This window comes from Wansuia hejianensis, assembly GCF_014337215.1.
GTDB lineage: Bacteria > Bacillota > Clostridia > Lachnospirales > Lachnospiraceae > Scatomonas > Scatomonas hejianensis.
The window spans coordinates 2,404,529-2,422,088 of record NZ_CP060635.1 but is presented as its reverse complement, the minus strand read 5'-3'; the positions used below and the strand labels follow the sequence as shown (position 1 = coordinate 2,422,088).

Genomic DNA, 17,560 nt, shown 5'->3' with positions numbered 1-17,560 from the left:
ATGGAAAACAAGAAAAAAAGCGGGCTTAGTTTTACGAAATTTTTGATTCAAAATAATACATATATTATATTTGCAATACTATTTATTGTCTGCTGCGTTTTATCAAGCAACTTTCTGACAATCATGAATCTGAAAAACATTGCTCTGCAGCAGGCAGCCCCAATATTGGTAGCGCTTGGCATGCTATTTGTTGTCGTGACAGGCGGTATTGACCTTTCTGTAGGTTCTGTTATGGCTTTTGGGGCTTCTTTTACGGCAATTTTAATTAAAAACATGAACGTACCTTTTTTACTGGCGATTTTAGCCGCTATGGTATTGTCAATGGCTATGGGATGCTTTACAGGTGTTCTGGTCGCCTATGCTAAGATGCAGGGGTTTGTTGCCTCTCTTGCGATGATGACGATTGCCCGGGGGATTGCTTTTGTTATTACGAACGGGATGCCCATCACTGTGGGAGCCGGGAACCTGGACCAGCTGGTCAGCGGAAAACTGGGGTATCCGATTATCTGGATCACAATACTGATGATTTTTATCTTCGCGTTTATAAACAAATATACTTCTTTCGGACGGATCGTTATAGCGATCGGCAGCAATGAAACCGCTGTTGAGCTGGCCGGTATCCGTGTAAAAAAATACCTGGTGGCGGTATATTCACTGTCCGGTGTGATGGCGGCGCTGGCGGGCGTATTTGTAGCCGCGCGGACAGTCACAGGAAGCGCCACGATTGGCAACGGGCAGGAACTGGATGCTATTACAGCCTGTGTGATTGGCGGCGCAAGCCTGTCCGGGGGCAAAGGCTCCGTTGTTAAATCTGTAGTCGGTGCGCTGGTGCTTGCCCTGATTGGAAATATTATGAATCTGATGTCCGTGCCGTCCTATCCGCAGGATATTATTAAGGGATTTATAATTATTGGGGCTGTATTGCTGCAGCTGACAATGGAGAAATCTGAAAAAACAATCTGATACTTCTCAGTGATTTTCAAGGAGATATGGGCGTGAAGCCCGTATCTCCTTTTAAAATGTGCAGTCCATACCCAATGGGGGATACGCTGAAGTATGAAAAAAATACCAGAACCTGGTTGTAAACCTGGAGTTTGTCGGGTACAATAGTATAAAGACTGTATATTTCAGAGTATCCCGTAACACATGCCCTGTGGGTATATTTACAGGACGGAATGTTCAGGGATTCCGAATATAAGCATAGAAAGAGGTTTTCAGATGGGTTTTGAAAGAGCGCAGGAATATACATTTAAGATGAGGGCGCTTTTTAATAAACGGGCGCTGTACAGTGACGAGACAGAGATGTTTCAGACGCCCTGCGAACCAGAGCCAGGAGATGTGGTGACTGTCAGGTTCCGTACTAAAAGAAACAATGTTGATGCAGTATATTATATCAGCGGGGCCACGAGAGAGAAAATGGAGCTCCGGGAATCAAAAAACGGATTTGATTACTATGCCATCGATATACCGGTGGGAGAAGAGACGATACTTTATTATTTTGAAATACAATATGGTAAACTGACCTGCTACTATAATAAGCTGGGGGTGAGCCGTGACCTGCAGGAAGCATATTCCTTCGGGATTGTGCCGGGTTTCGCGACTCCTGACTGGGCTAAGGGTGCGGTCATGTATCAGATTTTTGTGGACCGGTTCTGCAACGGGGACACCTCCAATGATGTAGAGACAGATGAGTACAGTTATATCCATGAGCACGTGGTGAAGGTGGAGGACTGGTACCGGGCGCCTCAGAATATGGATGTGCGGAATTTCTATGGCGGAGATCTGCAGGGGGTGATTGATAAGCTGGATTACCTGCAGGGGCTGGGCGTGCAGGTCATCTATATGAATCCGATTTTCGTTTCGCCGTCTAACCATAAATATGACTGCCAGGACTATGACTATGTGGATCCGCATCTGGGGCGGATCGTCACGGAGCAGTCCGAGCTGCTGACGCCTGGCAATCAGGATAATACCCAGGCCGGACGGTATATCAGCAGAGTAACAGATAAGAGGAATCTGGAGGCCAGCAACCAGCTGTTCATTCATCTGGTGGAGGAAGTGCACCGGAGAGGTATGAAGATTATTCTGGACGGAGTGTTTAATCACTGCGGGTCGTTTAATAAGTGGATGGACCGGGAACGGATCTATGAGAATCAGCCGGGATATGAAAAAGGAGCTTATGTGTCCCAGGATAGCCCGTATCACAGCTATTTTAAGTTCCTGAACGAGCACAACTGGCCTTATAACGAATTTTATGATGGCTGGTGGGGACACAACACTCTGCCGAAGCTGAATTATGAAGCCTCCCCGGATTTAATGGCAGATATTATGCGGGTGGCCCGGAAATGGGTCTCGCCGCCATTTAACGTGGACGGATGGCGCCTGGACGTGGCGGCCGACCTGGGGCATTCCCCCGAGTTTAATCACCATTTCTGGAAAGAATTCCGGAGAAACGTCAAAGAAGCAAATCCCGACGCTCTGATTCTGGCGGAGCATTACGGGGATGCGAGGAGTTGGCTGCAGGGGGACGAGTGGGATTCGGTGATGAATTACGATGCGTTTATGGAGCCGGTATCCTGGTTTCTGACCGGCATGGAAAAACACAGTGACAGCTACCGGCAGGATCTGCTGGGCAACAGCGACAGCTTCTGCGACGCCATGCGGTATCATATGCCGTCGTTTTATATGCCTTCGCTGCTCACTGCTATGAATGAGCTGGATAATCATGACCATTCCCGTTTTCTTACACGGACGAACCATCGGGTGGGGCGTCTGGAGAACTCCGGAACCCGGGCGGCGGAAGACGGTATCGATAAAGCGGTAATGCGCGAGGCGGTCGTCATACAGATGACCTGGCCAGGGGCGCCGACGCTGTATTATGGTGACGAGGCAGGACTGTGTGGGTTCACGGATCCGGATAACAGGCGCACCTATCCCTGGGGCCGGGAGGATCAGGAGATGCTGCGGTTCTACAGGGAGATCATAAAGGTTCATAACAGATATCCGGCACTGCGGACAGGTTCGGTCAAGGTGCTGCACCAGAATCACAATTTGCTGGTTTATGGGCGTTTTAATGAAGAAGAACAGATTATAATCGCTGTCAATAATCGTCAGGAGGGGATTAGCGCGGAGATACCTGTCTGGGAGACAGGGATTTCCAAGATCAGTGAAAGTGAACATATGACAGAGGTGTTCCGGACAGACAGAAGCGGATTTACCACAGAGAAGACGGATTATCAGGCAGCAGCAGGTATTATGAAACTAAATCTCCCGCCGCAGAGCGCGGCAATCTTCTGCCACCGGGAGGAAGTACAGGAATAAAATTGACTGCAGGCTCTTTTTGGACGCAGCCCGGTGTGCGGGACTCAGGAGGTCCCGAAAGCTGGGACTGTGGCTGAAAAAGGGCTTGCAATTGCAGATAAAATAAGTTATAATATCATCTTGTCAGAGTTGTATAATTTTGACATCAGCATGGACGGATTCCCGAGTGGCCAAAGGGGACAGACTGTAAATCTGCTGCAAATTGCTTCGGTGGTTCGAATCCACCTCCGTCCATCTGCCGGCGTGGCGGAACTGGCAGACGCCCGGGACTTAAAATCCCGTGGGTAGTAATACCCGTACCGGTTCGATTCCGGTCGCCGGCATCCTATAGAGCCTGTATTTACGGGCTCTTTTCTATTTTGTGTTGCATAATTTGGAAATACAGCCTTTAATACTCCATCATTCCCCCATCCGCCACGTGCCATGATATAGCTGTCAGGAATGCCCAGTGCGTGTTGAATTGAAGCTGAATAATGCCGTAGTCATGAAACTCAATATTTAATTTATATTGCACTATTTCTTTGAATTTTGAAATAATTTAAGGAATGGTGCTTTTCTTATTTCAATATTGATGATATACTAAAAATATATTTTTTATTGAGGTGTATAAGATGTTGTCCTATACAGGAAAGTATATTGAACATATTGACCACAACAAAAACAATTTTAAATATTACACATTTACGCCTCGTCCTCTAACGCATGGAGATATGTATAAAATGGATGATGAACTATCCGCTTTGCTAATTGAGGCACATCGGAATATTGGTTTTCTGGAGGGGCTCTTTAAATATGCTCCTAATAAAGATGCATTCAGTGAATTGATGCTATTAAAAGAGTGCGCATATTCTCTAATGATTGATTATGATAGCCCTACTTTCCAAGATGTACTTGTTAATCGTGGGAGCGGCAAAGAAAATATTGTACCGATTACTAATCTTGCATTGGCTTATAAGACAGGGAGAAATATGAAGATTTCTGCTCCAAGTCTGAGCAAACTATGTGGAATTGCACTGTATGGTGATAATGTTGACAAGACGATTGATGTTAGAAATCGACAGACCTTTTTATATAATGTTAGAACGAATATCAAATCCTATAATCCTACTGCACCTACTGAAGTTTTACCAGCACTGACCGATATTTTTGACTATTTATATAATGGCCAAGATACTGATCCCTTAATTAAAACTGCATTAGTGCATTATCAGTTTGAGATAATTCATCCGTTTGAACAATACAACGGCATCGTTGGGCGAATAACAATTCCGATGATATTGCATGACGTTACCAGCGAAACATTTCCACTGATATGCTTCTCAGAATATTTATATCAGAATAAAAACGAATATTTCGACTTGCTCAGGACAACGCAATATAGCGGTGGATATATTCGGTGGATTAAGTTTTTAGTAAAAGCTATAGGAGAAACAGCGAAACAATCTGCAGAATCATTGATTCAATATGAAAATACAACAGCAAAGGATGAAGCGCTATTAATAAAAAGAGGCAAGATATCCAGAAGTACTTCCATAGTATATGAGTATTTTAAGCGATTTCCAATAACAAACATTCCTTACGCTTCAAAAGGAACAGGACTTTCTTTTAATTCAACGGCAAAAGCGATAGATTTACTACAAGAGCAAGGTATTCTTGTCCAAATGAATTCAAAAGAAAGAAATCGTATTTGGGAATATATGTCACTCAAAAATTGCATTGTGTTGGAATTGCAATAATGCTTTCTGGTAGTATGTTCCAGAATATACAATATTTACCGAGTGCAAATGTATTGGAGGAGAGAACAATGAATATCAAACCAAGAGGAAAACAGGAAGAGGTTATGGCACTTCCTGCAAAAGGACATATTGTTGTTTTAGGAACGGCAGGAAGCGGAAAAACGACCGTTGCTTTGTTACGTGCTCATCATCTTGCCAACATTCCTAATGGTGGTAAGGTGCTGCTTGTTACATTTAATAGGGCGTTAGTCAAATATATGCGTGGTCTAAGCGATTAGCAAACTCAAAAACTTGTGGTCGAAAATTATCATACATTTGCTCGTGGTTATTTAAATAGTCGCGGGCAAATGCCATATCGAAACGGAATTGCATGTCCAGATGAAAAAGCATCTTATATAGAACAGGCTGTGGATTATTTTAAAAAGAAATATCCGGCAGAAACAACTTTTAAGTATTCCATAGATTTTTTTATTGAGGAAATTACATTTATAGAAAGATTTGGGTTCTCTGGTTTTGCTGAGTATAAAGAAGCGGAACGTATTGGGCGTGCATCTGCAAATATTAAACGTGAAAATAGAAAATGGATTTTTGAAGTGTATGAAAAATATAGAGAGTTGCGCAAAGCAGACGGTAAAAAATATGATTGGGATGACTTGGCACTATACGTCTTCAATGAATTGCAAAATGACGATAGTGAACGGAGATGTTGCACAACAAATCTATGGCAGTCGCCTGTCATGACGAAAGAATCAAAAAAATTCGTGCTGAATTTGGTGGAAATATCAGAATTACTTGGAAGTCCAGAATTTAAAACGAATATTGCTATAGGCAAAGTTTTGAAAATTATTGAAGATTTGATCGATGACAAAGAAACAAGCAAAAATCTTTCTAAAAAGTATAAAGTTGATCAATTGTTTGTAGAACAAATAGGAAAATATGTAACAGATATGAAGTATCATAACGGGCTATAATAGCGTTAATAAATTGCTATTTGTTTTAATAGAGGAGAGAATATGCCACAGTCAAACATACTTATGTATACTGCAGAAGATGGAGTCACAAAAATAGAAGTAACATTTGATCATGATACGGTTTGGCTTTCCATAGATCAGATGGCTGAATTATTTCAACGAGATAAAAGTGTAATTGGAAAACATGTAAGAAATATTTTTAAAGAAGGAGAATTGGTAAAAGAGACAGTTTGGGCAAAATTTGCCTACACTGCTTCTGACGGCAAGACTTATCAGGTAGATTTTTATAATTTAGATGTTATCATTTCCGTTGGCTACCGGGTAAAATCCCTGAGAGGGACACAATTTAGAATATGGGCAACTTCAATTTTGAAAGAATATATGAAAAAAGGGTTCGCATTAGATGATGATCGTCTTAAGAATCTTGGAGGCGGGAACTATTTTGATGAATTATTGGAGCGTATCCGTGATATTCGTTCTTCTGAAAAAGTATTTTGGAGAAAAGTGCTGGAAATATATGCAACCAGCATTGATTATGACCCGAAGGCTGAGAACTCGATTTTATTTTTTAAACAGGTACAGAATAAAATGCATTGGGCGGCTCACAAACACACGGCAGCAGAAATAATCTATCAGCGGGCAGATGCGGAAAAGAATAATATGGGATTAACGGCGTGGGCTGGAAAAGAAATCAAACGTTCTGATGTAGAGGTTGCAAAGAATTATTTAAATGAAAAAGAAATAGATGCATTAAATAAAATTGTGACAGCATATTTGGATATTGCGGAAGTCCATGCCCTAAATCAAGAGCCGATGTATATGAAGGACTGGTTGGAAACGATTGATGATTATCTAAAAATGACAAGAAGGGATATTTTAACTACGAAAGGAAGGGTTACTCATAAACAAGCTCTTGAGAAAGCGCATGGAGAATATAAGAAATATCGGAAAAAGCAGGAAGATTCCCTTTCTCCTGTAGAGTATCATTTTCTTGAAAGCATAGAAAAATTACATAGGTTGGAAGAAAAGAATTAATTTTTTGTCTTGGACTTGACATACGGGTGCCTAAGCTCTTGTAAGCGGAAAATGCCGATTAGGGTATATTAACGACAAATAACATGATAAAATGCTACGGTAAGGTTGCCGTAGCATTTTTCTATACTGCCAGGATGGACTCATTACATATTTAGGAGGTAAATGGTGAATAATCCGTCAACTTCCTGGAATCTCAAAAATCGGGGATAATGGTGTATAGAGTGTGAAAAGTGTGTTTTATATTGACAGTACATTTTTATTATGACATACTGATAGTAAATTGACAGGTCAGAAAAGCGGGAGGGAAAAGCAAAAATGGCTCAAAGAAGTATTCAAGGTGATCAAGAACTCGCGAGAAAGATTAAGCAAAGGCGTAACGAACTGAATTTGACGATAGAGGAAGCTGCCTTGAGAGCTGGGGTGGGTACAAAAACCTGGTGTCGCTACGAGGCGGGCGAATCCATTCGGCGGGACAAATGCAGGGGAATTTGTAAAGCACTAAACTGGCGTGATTTTCCTAATAAGAAAGGAGATGTTGAGAAGAAATCTCTGATTGAAGAATACCGGGATCATGAAGCTTGGTCTCAGTTCCTTGCAGATAATTACGGTTCGGGAGCCGCCGTGGCTTTTGCAGCAGGAAGCGATATCCTGCTCGATTATATTAATCAGGATCAGTCAGATCTTGCATCCATGCCTTCTGGTTCACATATCGGCCAACTGAGTACGTCATTCATTTCTGAGGAGCTCCCTCCACAGTTCTTGATGAGGTATGACTATGACTTTCTCTATAAAATGAAATGCGTTCTTCTCCAATTAAGATGGAGGGCAAAGCATGAGATACCGATGACTGTTCATAGCATTTTGGAAGAACTGCTCATATATTTGTGCAATGAAGAAGCGCAGGCGCTTATCGAAATCAGCGCAGGTGCGGATGATCTTGTTGACAACGAGGAACTGGATGATATGGAAGATTGGGTATTCAACATGTTTGATGATATGGATATAATCACTTTCCTGTATTCCGATGAGTATCTAACTGAAGATCACCCGTTTCATTTTAAGCATTGGTGTGACCAACAGTTTTATATGGATTGATTCTGCGGTCAGCATATTTTCCAGAATACACTCATCTGCTAAAAAGGATTATAAATCAGCCAATACCATTACTTTTGATGCGATAGAACAGGGTGCTGCACTCTTTGGCAAGGCAGCGTTTGGAATGGAACAGAATCCAACGCATTAAAGGTCGCAATTATAAAAACAGCAGATCCTGTAAAGGAAAAAATTTTCTTCTGCTATTACCGACTGGCTAAAGGCATCCCGGCATACTATCGTATGCAAAAGAAGGCGTCAGGCTCGGTTCCGGACGAAGCGCCCGGCTTACTGTCAACTCTGACTTAAGCTGGTTGCTTAAATAGATAAAAAAATTGTTCTCCCAAAGTCCGGTCAGGCGGGTCTTATTAAAGTGCCTCTAATCCCAAATCTGTCAATCTGTCACATTCAGAAATTTGATAGATTGGCATCTTGGGGAGATTTTACTCTTTCAGAATTATATTTTGCGGAAACTCAAGGGTAAACAAAAGTTCATAAAAAAATACAAAATACTAAAATGAATAACGATAGGTTGTATAAAGGATATGTCAGTGCGGTAAATGCCGGAAAAGGTTGTTACTGATGCAAAAGGCCGCAAGAGCCGGCGGTTTGTGGGGATCATTGTATCGTTACTTATAATCCGGATACTGGAGAATTGATTCAGACGAATAGGAGGTGATAGGAATTGTTAAACTTGAATGAAGAACAGAAAGAATTTTTGCAGTAGAATTTCAAGACGGATGCAGTAGCTATAGTTGAAACAGATAATCTTGACGAAATATTGTTACCGTTGGGTGCGTTGATTCCTTACCAGGGTTTTGATGATGACTATCTCTTAAACGCCTGGGGCAATAAAGCCCAAAGAATTTACGACGAAATCTATACACAAAACAGAAACTGAACCACCAGTCAGAAATGGCCGGTGGTATTCTTATTGTGATATATATTTGTATTACATAAGTAATCGGGGCGCTTTTTTTACGTAAGCAGTTGTTTAATGGAGGGGCTAGTGGTAAAATAGCAGAAGTACAGTTTTTTAAATATGGAGGAAAAAGAGAGGGATTGTGAAATGAAGGGTTGTAAACGCAAAATCATATGTACGGGGCTTGTGTTGAGTCTCATCCTGGGCGGCTGCGGTTCTGCACCGGAAGAAGGAGGACAGGCAGCGGTAAAACTGGACCCTGATAATCCCACTCCTGTAACCGTGTGGCATTATTACAACGGCGCACAGCTGGAAGCGTTTGACGAACTTGTCAAAGAGTTCAATGAGACTGTCGGGAAAGAACAGGGAATCGTAGTGGAAGGATACAGCCAGGGGAATGTGAACGATCTGGAAAACAGCGTGCTGGATTCTGTGAACCACAAGGTCGGGGCCAGTGAACTTCCCAGTATATTTGCGGCTTACGCGGATACGGCCTATGCGGTTGACAAGCTTGGCTATGCAGTGGATTTAAAGCCCTATTTGTCCGAGGAAGAACAGGGACGTTTTGTGGACAGTTACATAGAAGAAGGTGAGTTCTCAGAGGATGGGAGTTTGAAGATCTTTCCCATTGCCAAGTCTACAGAGATTTTCATGCTGAACAAGACGGACTGGGATAAATTCGCACAGGCAACGGGAGCGAAGCTGGAGAATCTGAAAACGGTCGAAGGGATTACTGAGACGGCGAAAGCTTATTATGAATGGACTGATAGCCTGACGGAAGAACCGGAGGACGGAAAAGCCTTCTTTGGCCGTGACGCGATGGCCAATTATTTTCTGATCGGCGGCAAGCAGCTGGGAGTTGAGCTGTTTTCCGTTAAGGACGGCAAACCGGTGTTGAATTTTGACCAGGAAACGATACGAAAGATCTGGGATAATTATTATGTACCCTTTGTGAAGGGGTATTTCGCGGCATCAGGAAGATTCCGCAGCGATGATATTAAGACGGGAAATATTATAGCATTTGTAGGCTCTTCCTCCGGGGCAACATTTTTCCCGGATGAAGTGGTTCTGAATGACACAGAGAGCTATCCGATCAATATGGAAGTGATGGAATGCCCGCAGTTTGAAGGCGGAGAAGCCTTTGCCGTTCAGCAGGGAGCCGGGATGGTCGTGACAAATACCGACGAAAAACAGATTTACGCTTCCGTCCAGTTCCTGAAATGGTTTACCGAAGACGAACGGAATATCCGCTTTTCTGTTGCTTCCGGATATCTTCCGGTGACAAAGAGCGCCAACGACGTAGAGAAGATACAGGCCAATGCTTCCCTGCCGGAAGGGAATATGCTTTCAATCATCTCGGCGGCAATCAATACCGTGAATCAGAATACGCTATATACAACGAAAGCATTTGAAAATGGAACCAGCGCCCGCAGCATTCTGGAATACTCCATGTCTGACAAGGCAGCGGAGGACAGGGCGGCTGTAGTTGAACGGCTGCAGGCGGGAATGTCCCTGGAAGAGGCGGCAGGAGAATTTGTCAGCGACGAGTCTTTTGAGAGCTGGTATGAGGGAACAAAGGCAGAGCTGGAGGCGCTGATGAAATAAAGCGTCAGGCTGTACCGAGAGTGCCAGAAAGGAAGTGTCAGGTGAAGAAATTGCGGAGTACTCCAATTTCCCGGAAATTATTATTTCCTATGGTAATACTGATCGCTATTGAGATCCTATTACTGGTGGGAGGCATTTTCGGCGGCGGTCTGATCCAGCATCTGGAGGGAAATGAAAAGGATATACTGCGGGAACGGGTGATTAACCGGAAGAATTATCTGGAAAATGAGATGATAACCAGATGGTCCAATGTAAGCGAAACGGTTCAGAAGGTGAATAATACGGCTGAACGTCTGTTATGGTCAGGCCAGATCTCTTTGGACACGTTGGATGACGGTTCGGATTACAGCACTCCGCTGCTGGCGGATGTCTCTGATGATTTGATTTCTCTGATGCGTACAAACCGGGTGACAGGGGCATTTGTCATATTAAATACTGATGATCTGGAGGCGCTACACGCGCAGGGGATCTATGAGAATAAGCCGGGTCTGTATTTCCGGGACTATGATCCTGTCTCTAACTCCACAGAGAGAAACCAGGACCTGCTTTTAGAGTATGCGCCGACGGAGGTCGTACAGAACCTGAATATTTCACTGGACAGTGAATGGAGGCCGCAATTTGAATTTGAGCGGGCCGGCGGATACGGTTCCTATCTGTATGAACCGTTTGAGGCGGCTGTTCAGATTGAGGAACCTCAGAACCTGGAGATCTCCGATCTGGGATACTGGAGCGAACCGTATTGCCTGTATGGGGACGGAAAAGAAGTGATTTCCTATTCTGTTCCTCTGATTCTCAGTGACGGGACAGTGTATGGAGTGCTGGGAATCGATCTGACACTGGACTATTTAAAAAGCCTTATTCCCTACAGTGAAATCGGTGAAAAAAATCAGGGCGCCTACCTGCTGGGAATTGAAAAGAATGATGATGGAAAGCTCACAAATGTTCTGATTAATGGCCCCGTTTATGCCCAGATGGCGGACGATCAGGAGATCACAGAGGTTTATGAACAGGATGGGGAGATGGCGATCCGAAGTGACGGACAACAACAGATGTACTGTGATATGGAATATCTGAACCTGTACAACACGAATACGCCCTTCTCAAGCCAGAAATGGGCTCTTGTGGGCACAGTCAGCCGCAATAATCTGTTTGCATTTTCAAATCAGATTATTACCACTTTGATTAAGGCAATTCTGCTCACGCTTGCGGCCGGCGTCGCCGGCGGAATTCTGATCAGCCTTTTTATCTCGCGGCCGGTTACAATGCTGACCAGGAGCGTTAAGAAGGCTAAACCGTCAGGCCAGATGGTACTTGCGAAGACAGGAATCCGGGAAATTGATCTTCTGGCGGAGTCTCTGGAGAATTTGAGCGGGGAAATGCTGTATACGGCGGAAAAGTTTGCATATATCATCAATATGGCCAGCATCCAGCTATCCGTCTTTGAGGTGAACCGTAAGGATGGATCGATCTTTATCACAGAGAAATTTTTCAGTATGTTTGACATTCCTGAGATGGAACCTTCTGAGATCACAATAGATTCATTCAGAGATACGATGCTTTCTCTGGAAAGCTGCAGGCAGAACGACATGGAGGGGGAGAACGGAGAGATTCTTTATAAAATTCCATCAGAAGGCGACAGCTACGGCCCCTTCCGCTATATCAAAGTAACGCTGAGCGATAATGGGCAGCGTTGTATCGGTCTTGTTGAAGATGTCACGAGTGCGGTGATGGAGAAGGAAGCGATCGAGCATGAGCGGGATCATGATCTGCTGACGGGCCTTTTGAACAGACGGGCTTTTAACAGGATCATGAAACATCTGTTCAGCAAAGGAAGCGGTGTCCTGAAGACGGCCGCTCTCGTCATGATGGATCTGGATGACCTGAAATATGTGAATGACACCTATGGCCATGACTATGGCGATAAATACATACAGAGCGCCGCCGAATGTTTTCAGGAATCAGTTCCCGAAGATGCCGTCGTGTCCCGTTTTTCCGGTGATGAGTTCTATATCTTCCTCTATGGCTATCCGGACAAGGAAGAGGTCCGGGGAAGGCTGGCAGAGCTGAAACGTGGGATCAAGAAAAAGAACCTTTCCCTGCCCGATCAGGAGCCATGCCATATCCGGGTATCCGGAGGCGTCGCATGGTATCCGGAAGACAGCACTTCCTATGAACAGCTGCTCCGTTATTCGGATTTCGCCATGTATAAGGTGAAGCATTCGGTCAAGGGAGAATTCAGTGATTTTGACCTGGGGGTCTATAACCACGATGTTTATTTGATGCAGAATAAAGCGGAATTGAATGAACTGTTGGAAAAACGGGCTGTAGAATATTATTTCCAGCCGATCGTGAGCACGGCGACAGGAGAGATTTATGCATATGAGGCGCTGATGCGCGCTCATATGACGACGCTGCAGAACCCGGCGGAGATCCTTCAGCTGGCGCGGATGGAATCTAAGCTGAATCAGATTGAATCCATGACCTGGTTTAAGTCCATGGAGGCTTTCAGCGGATGGATTGAAAAGGGCCGGGTATCAGAGGCATGCAGGATATTTATCAATTCTGTGCCGAATCTGGTGCTTCCCAGCGACCAGCTGGATCAGTTTGAGAAGAGGTACCAGCCATACCTGAAAAATATTGTGTTAGAGATTACAGAGGAAGAGGAGCAGGATGAAGAATCCAGCGGTTTAAAAAAGGCGTTGATGAAGCGCTGGCGAGGTGAAATGGCGCTGGACGATTATGGGAGCGGCTACAACAGTGAAAAGGCACTGCTGGGTCTTTCACCCAGGTATATTAAGGTTGATTACGCGATCATCCGGGACATCCATCTGGACCGCGATAAGCAGAAGATTCTGGAAAATATTGTATCCTATGCCCATGAGCGGAATCAGCAGATCATCGCAGAGGGAATTGAAACAATGGAAGAGGCGGTTGCAGTTATCCAGATGAATGTGGATTACCTGCAAGGCTTTCTTCTCGCCAAGCCTGCTCTGCTTCCTCCGGAAATCAGTGCGGATATGAAGAGGCTGATTCAGGCAGAGGCGGCAAAAAAGAGACATTAAAAGCACAATGATCTCCTTTCTCATATTGTATAGAGAAAGGAGATTTTTTATATGGGAAGAGATATTTCACAATTACACCCGAGATTACAGCAGAAAATTGCAGAATTAAAGCAGCTTTGCGCCAACGAAGGCCTTCCGCTGGGGATCGGGGAATGTTTCCGGTCAGTGGCGGAGCAAAATGCCCTGTACGCACAGGGACGGACAGAGCCTGGTGAAATCATCACGAACGCACCGGGAAGCAGTTATTCCAGCCAGCATCAATGGGGCATAGCCTTTGATTTTTATAAAAATGTCGTAGGCCACGCCTATGACGATATTGCGTTTTTTAATCGCGTGGGCGCCTTGGGTAAATCCATCGGGCTGGGATGGGGCGGAGACTGGACGTCGCCAGTGGATAAACCCCACCTGTATCTCCCGGACTGGGGCGATACGCCCACTCTGTTAAAGCAGAAATATGGTACGTTTGATGCATTTAAGGCCACCTGGACCGCAGGCGGAGGATCGCAGGGCGGAGAGACAGGTGGAGGCGGGGGCCAAACTTCCAGCAAGTACAGCTTCATGGCTCCGAAGGTCCAGTATGGCAATACAGGCGTGCCTGTACTGCTGCTCCAGGAAATCCTTTTGCCCAGAAGATATTACCGGGGAGGTTTGGATCGTTCCTTCGGTGATCAGACGCTTCAGGCAGTGAAGAGCTACCAGAGCGACAGAAAGGGAGGAGCAGGAGAAGTGGATGGAATTGTCGGCAGCAAGACCTGGTCAGATCTTTTGGGGCTTCCTAAGGAAAATGGAAGGTTTGTCCCAGAGGTGGTAAAGAAGGGAAGCAAAAACGCTTCTTCACTTTTGGTTCAGGAAATTTTGTATTCCAGAGGATTCTATACGGGAAATATTGACTGGTCCTTCGGAGACGAGACAGAAGCTGCCGTAATTGCTTACCAGAAATCCAGAAACGGCGGAGCCGGCCCTGTAGACGGCATTGTCGGACGGAAATGCTGGGCGGATATGATCGCGCTGTAAAAGCAGATGCGGAGCCGGAGATTCTGTGATATACTTGGGGTGACTGAATAATCCCATGAGGAGGAAAATGATATGCAATACGAGATCAGAGGTGAAACCCTTCCGGTTGTAATCTGCAGGCTGGACGCAGGCGAGAAGATGGTGACAGAAGGAGGCGGAATGTCCTGGATGTCTCCGAATATGACGATGGAGACAACAACGAACGGGGGAGCGGGGAAAGCTTTCGGCAGAATGTTTGCGGGTGAGAAACTGTTTCAGAATATTTACACAGCTCAGGGAGCCGGTATGATCGCTTTTGCGTCCAGTTTTCCGGGGTCCATCCGGGCATTTACCATTGGGCCGGGGCAGGAAATCGTTCTTCAGAAGAGCGCGTTTCTGGCCAGCGAGTACGGCGTGACCACATCTGTATTCTTTAACAAGAAGGTGGGGTCAGGGCTGTTCGGCGGCGAAGGATTTATCATGCAGAAGGCCAGCGGCAGCGGATTGCTGTTTGCGGAGTTCGACGGCCATGTGGTGGAATATGACCTTCAGGCAGGCCAGCAGATCATAGTGGATACCGGCCATCTGGCGGCCATGTCAGCCACCTGCAGCATTGATATACAGACGGTAAGAGGTGTGAAAAATGTGCTGTTTGGTGGGGAAGGGCTGTTCAATACAGTGATCACCGGACCTGGCCGTGTGATCCTCCAGACAATGCCGATATCCAATGTGGCGGGAGTCCTGAGGCCCTATCTGCCGTCCGGGAATTCGTAATCCACTGTATCTAATAGCTTTCGTGTTAAAACCGTTAAATATAGAGGCAGCCGCAGGATGCAAATGAAGTATGCATCCTGCGGCTGCCTTTTAAGTATCCGCTGCCCAGCGGCCCCTATTGCTTTTTGCTGCATATCTGATCCGCGGTACACAGGATCGTGTGCGGAATATGCTTCCATGTTATGTTTTTTCTCAGCGCAACTACCGCCATCGGGATATAGGTAAATATGAAAACCGGAAAAGTAAACAGATATAATACCTGCTTAGGCCTGCTGCAGTAGATCCGTTTCTGTTCAGCCAGAAGAGTCACTGCGCCGAAAGCAAACAATGACACATAAATACTCAGCAGGCAGCCGCCGAACGCAGCCGCGGCAGTCTCGGTGATGAGCATATTCCCGGCGGAAACTCCCAGCAGGGCGAAAAATATGTTTGCCAGAAGGGAAGTCAGTGTCAACAGCGTTGCCGGGGCAATGACCATCAGCATGTCATAGCACTGGAAACTGTGATCCCTGGCAATTCCCTTGCACAGCAGTCCTCCGTAATTAGCAAATACCTGATAGAAGCCTTTTGTCCAGCGCAGCCGTTGGTTCCAGGAGGCGCGGAATGTGACCGGCTGTTCATCATAGAGAATCGCGTCTTTGCAATAGCCGATTTTGTGGCCCCGTATGATGTGATCAGTAGAAAATTCGATATCCTCCGTCAGAAGATTATATTTCCAGCCCCCGTCTTTCTGTATCATTTTGGAAGATACAAGAAATCCCGTTCCGGAAATGGCGCAGCTTGTACCTAATTTCATCCGGGCGCCGTTCAGAAAACGTGATTCTCTTAAAAACCACAGAGCATAGCCGGCGGAAATCCAGTTGGTGCCGTAGTTTTTAGAATTCCTGTAGCTGGTAATAATCTCATACCCCTGTGAGTAGGTGCGGTTCATTGCTGCGAAATAGCCGGGGTCCAGAACGTTATCCGCATCAAAGACCAGGAAAGCGTCATAATGGCCGAGGCCTTTTCCAGAATCAATCTGTTTGAAGGCATAGTCCAGCGCGTATCCCTTGCCCACCTTCACATGGTTAAAGCGTTCGATGACAGAAGCACCCAGCCGGGCAGACAGAGCGGCGGTATGGTCGGTGCAGTTATCTGCAATTACATAGATATCGATCAGCTCAGCGGGATATGTCTGTTTCCGGATACTTTCCAAAAGCCCGCCGATTACGGCTTCCTCATTTCTGGCGGGTATCAGGACAGCAAAACGGTGCATTTGTACTTTACGGGTCTCTTTTCGCTCTTTTTTCAAGAGGCCGGTTACCATGTAGACAAGCTGGTAAGCATAACAGCCGCTGAATAAGAGAAGAAGTGAAAAGTTAAAAATTCTAATAAATGTGACCATGGTAGCGTCTCCTTACCAATACTAAATTTTCCGCAGATCAGATGCGGACTCCCCTGTTTGCTTTATACCAAAACCGCAGGCGGATATCATGCCTTCGGCGGAAGTGCAGCAATTTCAGCGGGACCGCAGAAATTGATATATGCACAAGTATAATAGCTGACGCTATTATAATATCCGCAAGCGGATATTATGCCTTCGGCGAAAGTGCAGCAATTTCAGCGGGACCGCAGAAATTGATATATGCACAAGTATAATAGCTGACGCTATTATAATATCCGCAAGCGGATATTATGCCTTCGGCGAAAGTGCAGCAATTTCAGCGGGACCGCAGAAATTGATATATGCACAAGTATAATAGCTGACGCTATTATACTATATATAAGTTGAAAATTTTGGAATTTTAGAAAGGATTAAAAAAATAATTAAGATTCTTAAGAAATTGGACACAGAGTAAACACAAATATATTGAAGAAATATACCTCTGAAACAAGTTCCTGCCTGATAGATAGCGCTGGTTAAAATCATTTTCTGCATTTCAGCCACAGTTCGGAAGAAACCAATTCCCCGCTGGAAGCCATAGCAAACGTATGCCTTTGCAGATTGTATTTGGTGCCGCCCTTCATTCCCCGGCTACGGTAGAAGTAGCACCTGTTTGTGCGCGCAAA

At 45.1% G+C, this 17,560-nt stretch carries 12 protein-coding genes and 2 tRNA genes; 13 read left to right on the top strand and 1 reads right to left on the bottom strand.

Annotated features, from left to right (window positions below; all coding sequences use genetic code 11):
- From H9Q79_RS11225 to H9Q79_RS11165, 13 genes are all read left to right on the top strand, one after another.
- A complete protein-coding gene (locus tag H9Q79_RS11225) occupies positions 1-963 on the top strand; it encodes an ABC transporter permease (protein ID WP_118642910.1) in 963 nt (320 codons plus the stop codon).
- 255 nt (positions 964-1,218) lie between these two features.
- The gene (locus H9Q79_RS11220) at positions 1,219-3,321 is read left to right on the top strand and encodes a glycoside hydrolase family 13 protein (RefSeq protein ID WP_249328310.1); all 2,103 of its coding nucleotides are present in this window, start codon (positions 1,219-1,221) and stop codon (positions 3,319-3,321) included.
- Positions 3,322-3,473: 152 nt separating this feature from the next.
- Positions 3,474-3,555 (top strand) — tRNA-Tyr (locus H9Q79_RS11215).
- A 3-nt stretch (positions 3,556-3,558) separates the two neighbouring features.
- Positions 3,559-3,644 (top strand) — tRNA-Leu (locus tag H9Q79_RS11210).
- Positions 3,645-4,040: 396 nt separating this feature from the next.
- Entirely contained in the window at positions 4,041-5,057 is a 1,017-nt protein-coding gene (locus tag H9Q79_RS11205) for a Fic family protein (protein ID WP_249328309.1), read from the top strand.
- A gap of 68 nt (positions 5,058-5,125) precedes the next feature.
- Positions 5,126-5,335 carry a UvrD-helicase domain-containing protein gene (locus tag H9Q79_RS11200; RefSeq protein WP_249328308.1) on the top strand — a complete coding sequence of 70 codons (210 nt, stop codon included), beginning with the start codon at positions 5,126-5,128 and terminating at the stop codon, positions 5,333-5,335.
- A gap of 15 nt (positions 5,336-5,350) precedes the next feature.
- Positions 5,351-6,028 (top strand): hypothetical protein, encoded by a 678-nt coding sequence (locus H9Q79_RS11195; protein WP_249328307.1) that lies wholly within the window; start codon positions 5,351-5,353, stop codon positions 6,026-6,028.
- Between the two features lie 42 nt (positions 6,029-6,070).
- Positions 6,071-7,063 (top strand): virulence RhuM family protein, encoded by a 993-nt coding sequence (locus H9Q79_RS11190; RefSeq protein WP_249328306.1) that lies wholly within the window; start codon positions 6,071-6,073, stop codon positions 7,061-7,063.
- A gap of 315 nt (positions 7,064-7,378) precedes the next feature.
- A complete protein-coding gene (locus tag H9Q79_RS11185) occupies positions 7,379-8,158 on the top strand; it encodes a helix-turn-helix transcriptional regulator (protein WP_249328305.1) in 780 nt (259 codons plus the stop codon).
- Positions 8,159-9,224: 1,066 nt separating this feature from the next.
- Positions 9,225-10,682, top strand: a complete 1,458-nt coding sequence (locus tag H9Q79_RS11180) for an extracellular solute-binding protein (RefSeq protein WP_118643052.1) — start codon at positions 9,225-9,227, stop codon at positions 10,680-10,682.
- A 41-nt stretch (positions 10,683-10,723) separates the two neighbouring features.
- A complete protein-coding gene (locus H9Q79_RS11175; RefSeq protein WP_249328304.1) occupies positions 10,724-13,744 on the top strand; it encodes an EAL domain-containing protein in 3,021 nt (1,006 codons plus the stop codon).
- A 51-nt stretch (positions 13,745-13,795) separates the two neighbouring features.
- A complete protein-coding gene (locus H9Q79_RS11170) occupies positions 13,796-14,758 on the top strand; it encodes a peptidoglycan-binding protein (RefSeq protein ID WP_249328303.1) in 963 nt (320 codons plus the stop codon).
- Between the two features lie 72 nt (positions 14,759-14,830).
- Positions 14,831-15,511, top strand: coding sequence for a TIGR00266 family protein (locus tag H9Q79_RS11165; protein WP_118642926.1), 681 nt, complete (start codon positions 14,831-14,833; stop codon positions 15,509-15,511).
- Between the two features lie 115 nt (positions 15,512-15,626).
- On the opposite strand, the gene H9Q79_RS11160 is transcribed toward H9Q79_RS11165, so the two are convergent.
- Positions 15,627-16,895, bottom strand: coding sequence for a glycosyltransferase family 2 protein (locus H9Q79_RS11160; RefSeq protein ID WP_118642928.1), 1,269 nt, complete (start codon positions 16,893-16,895; stop codon positions 15,627-15,629).
- Positions 16,896-17,560: the final 665 nt, after the last annotated feature.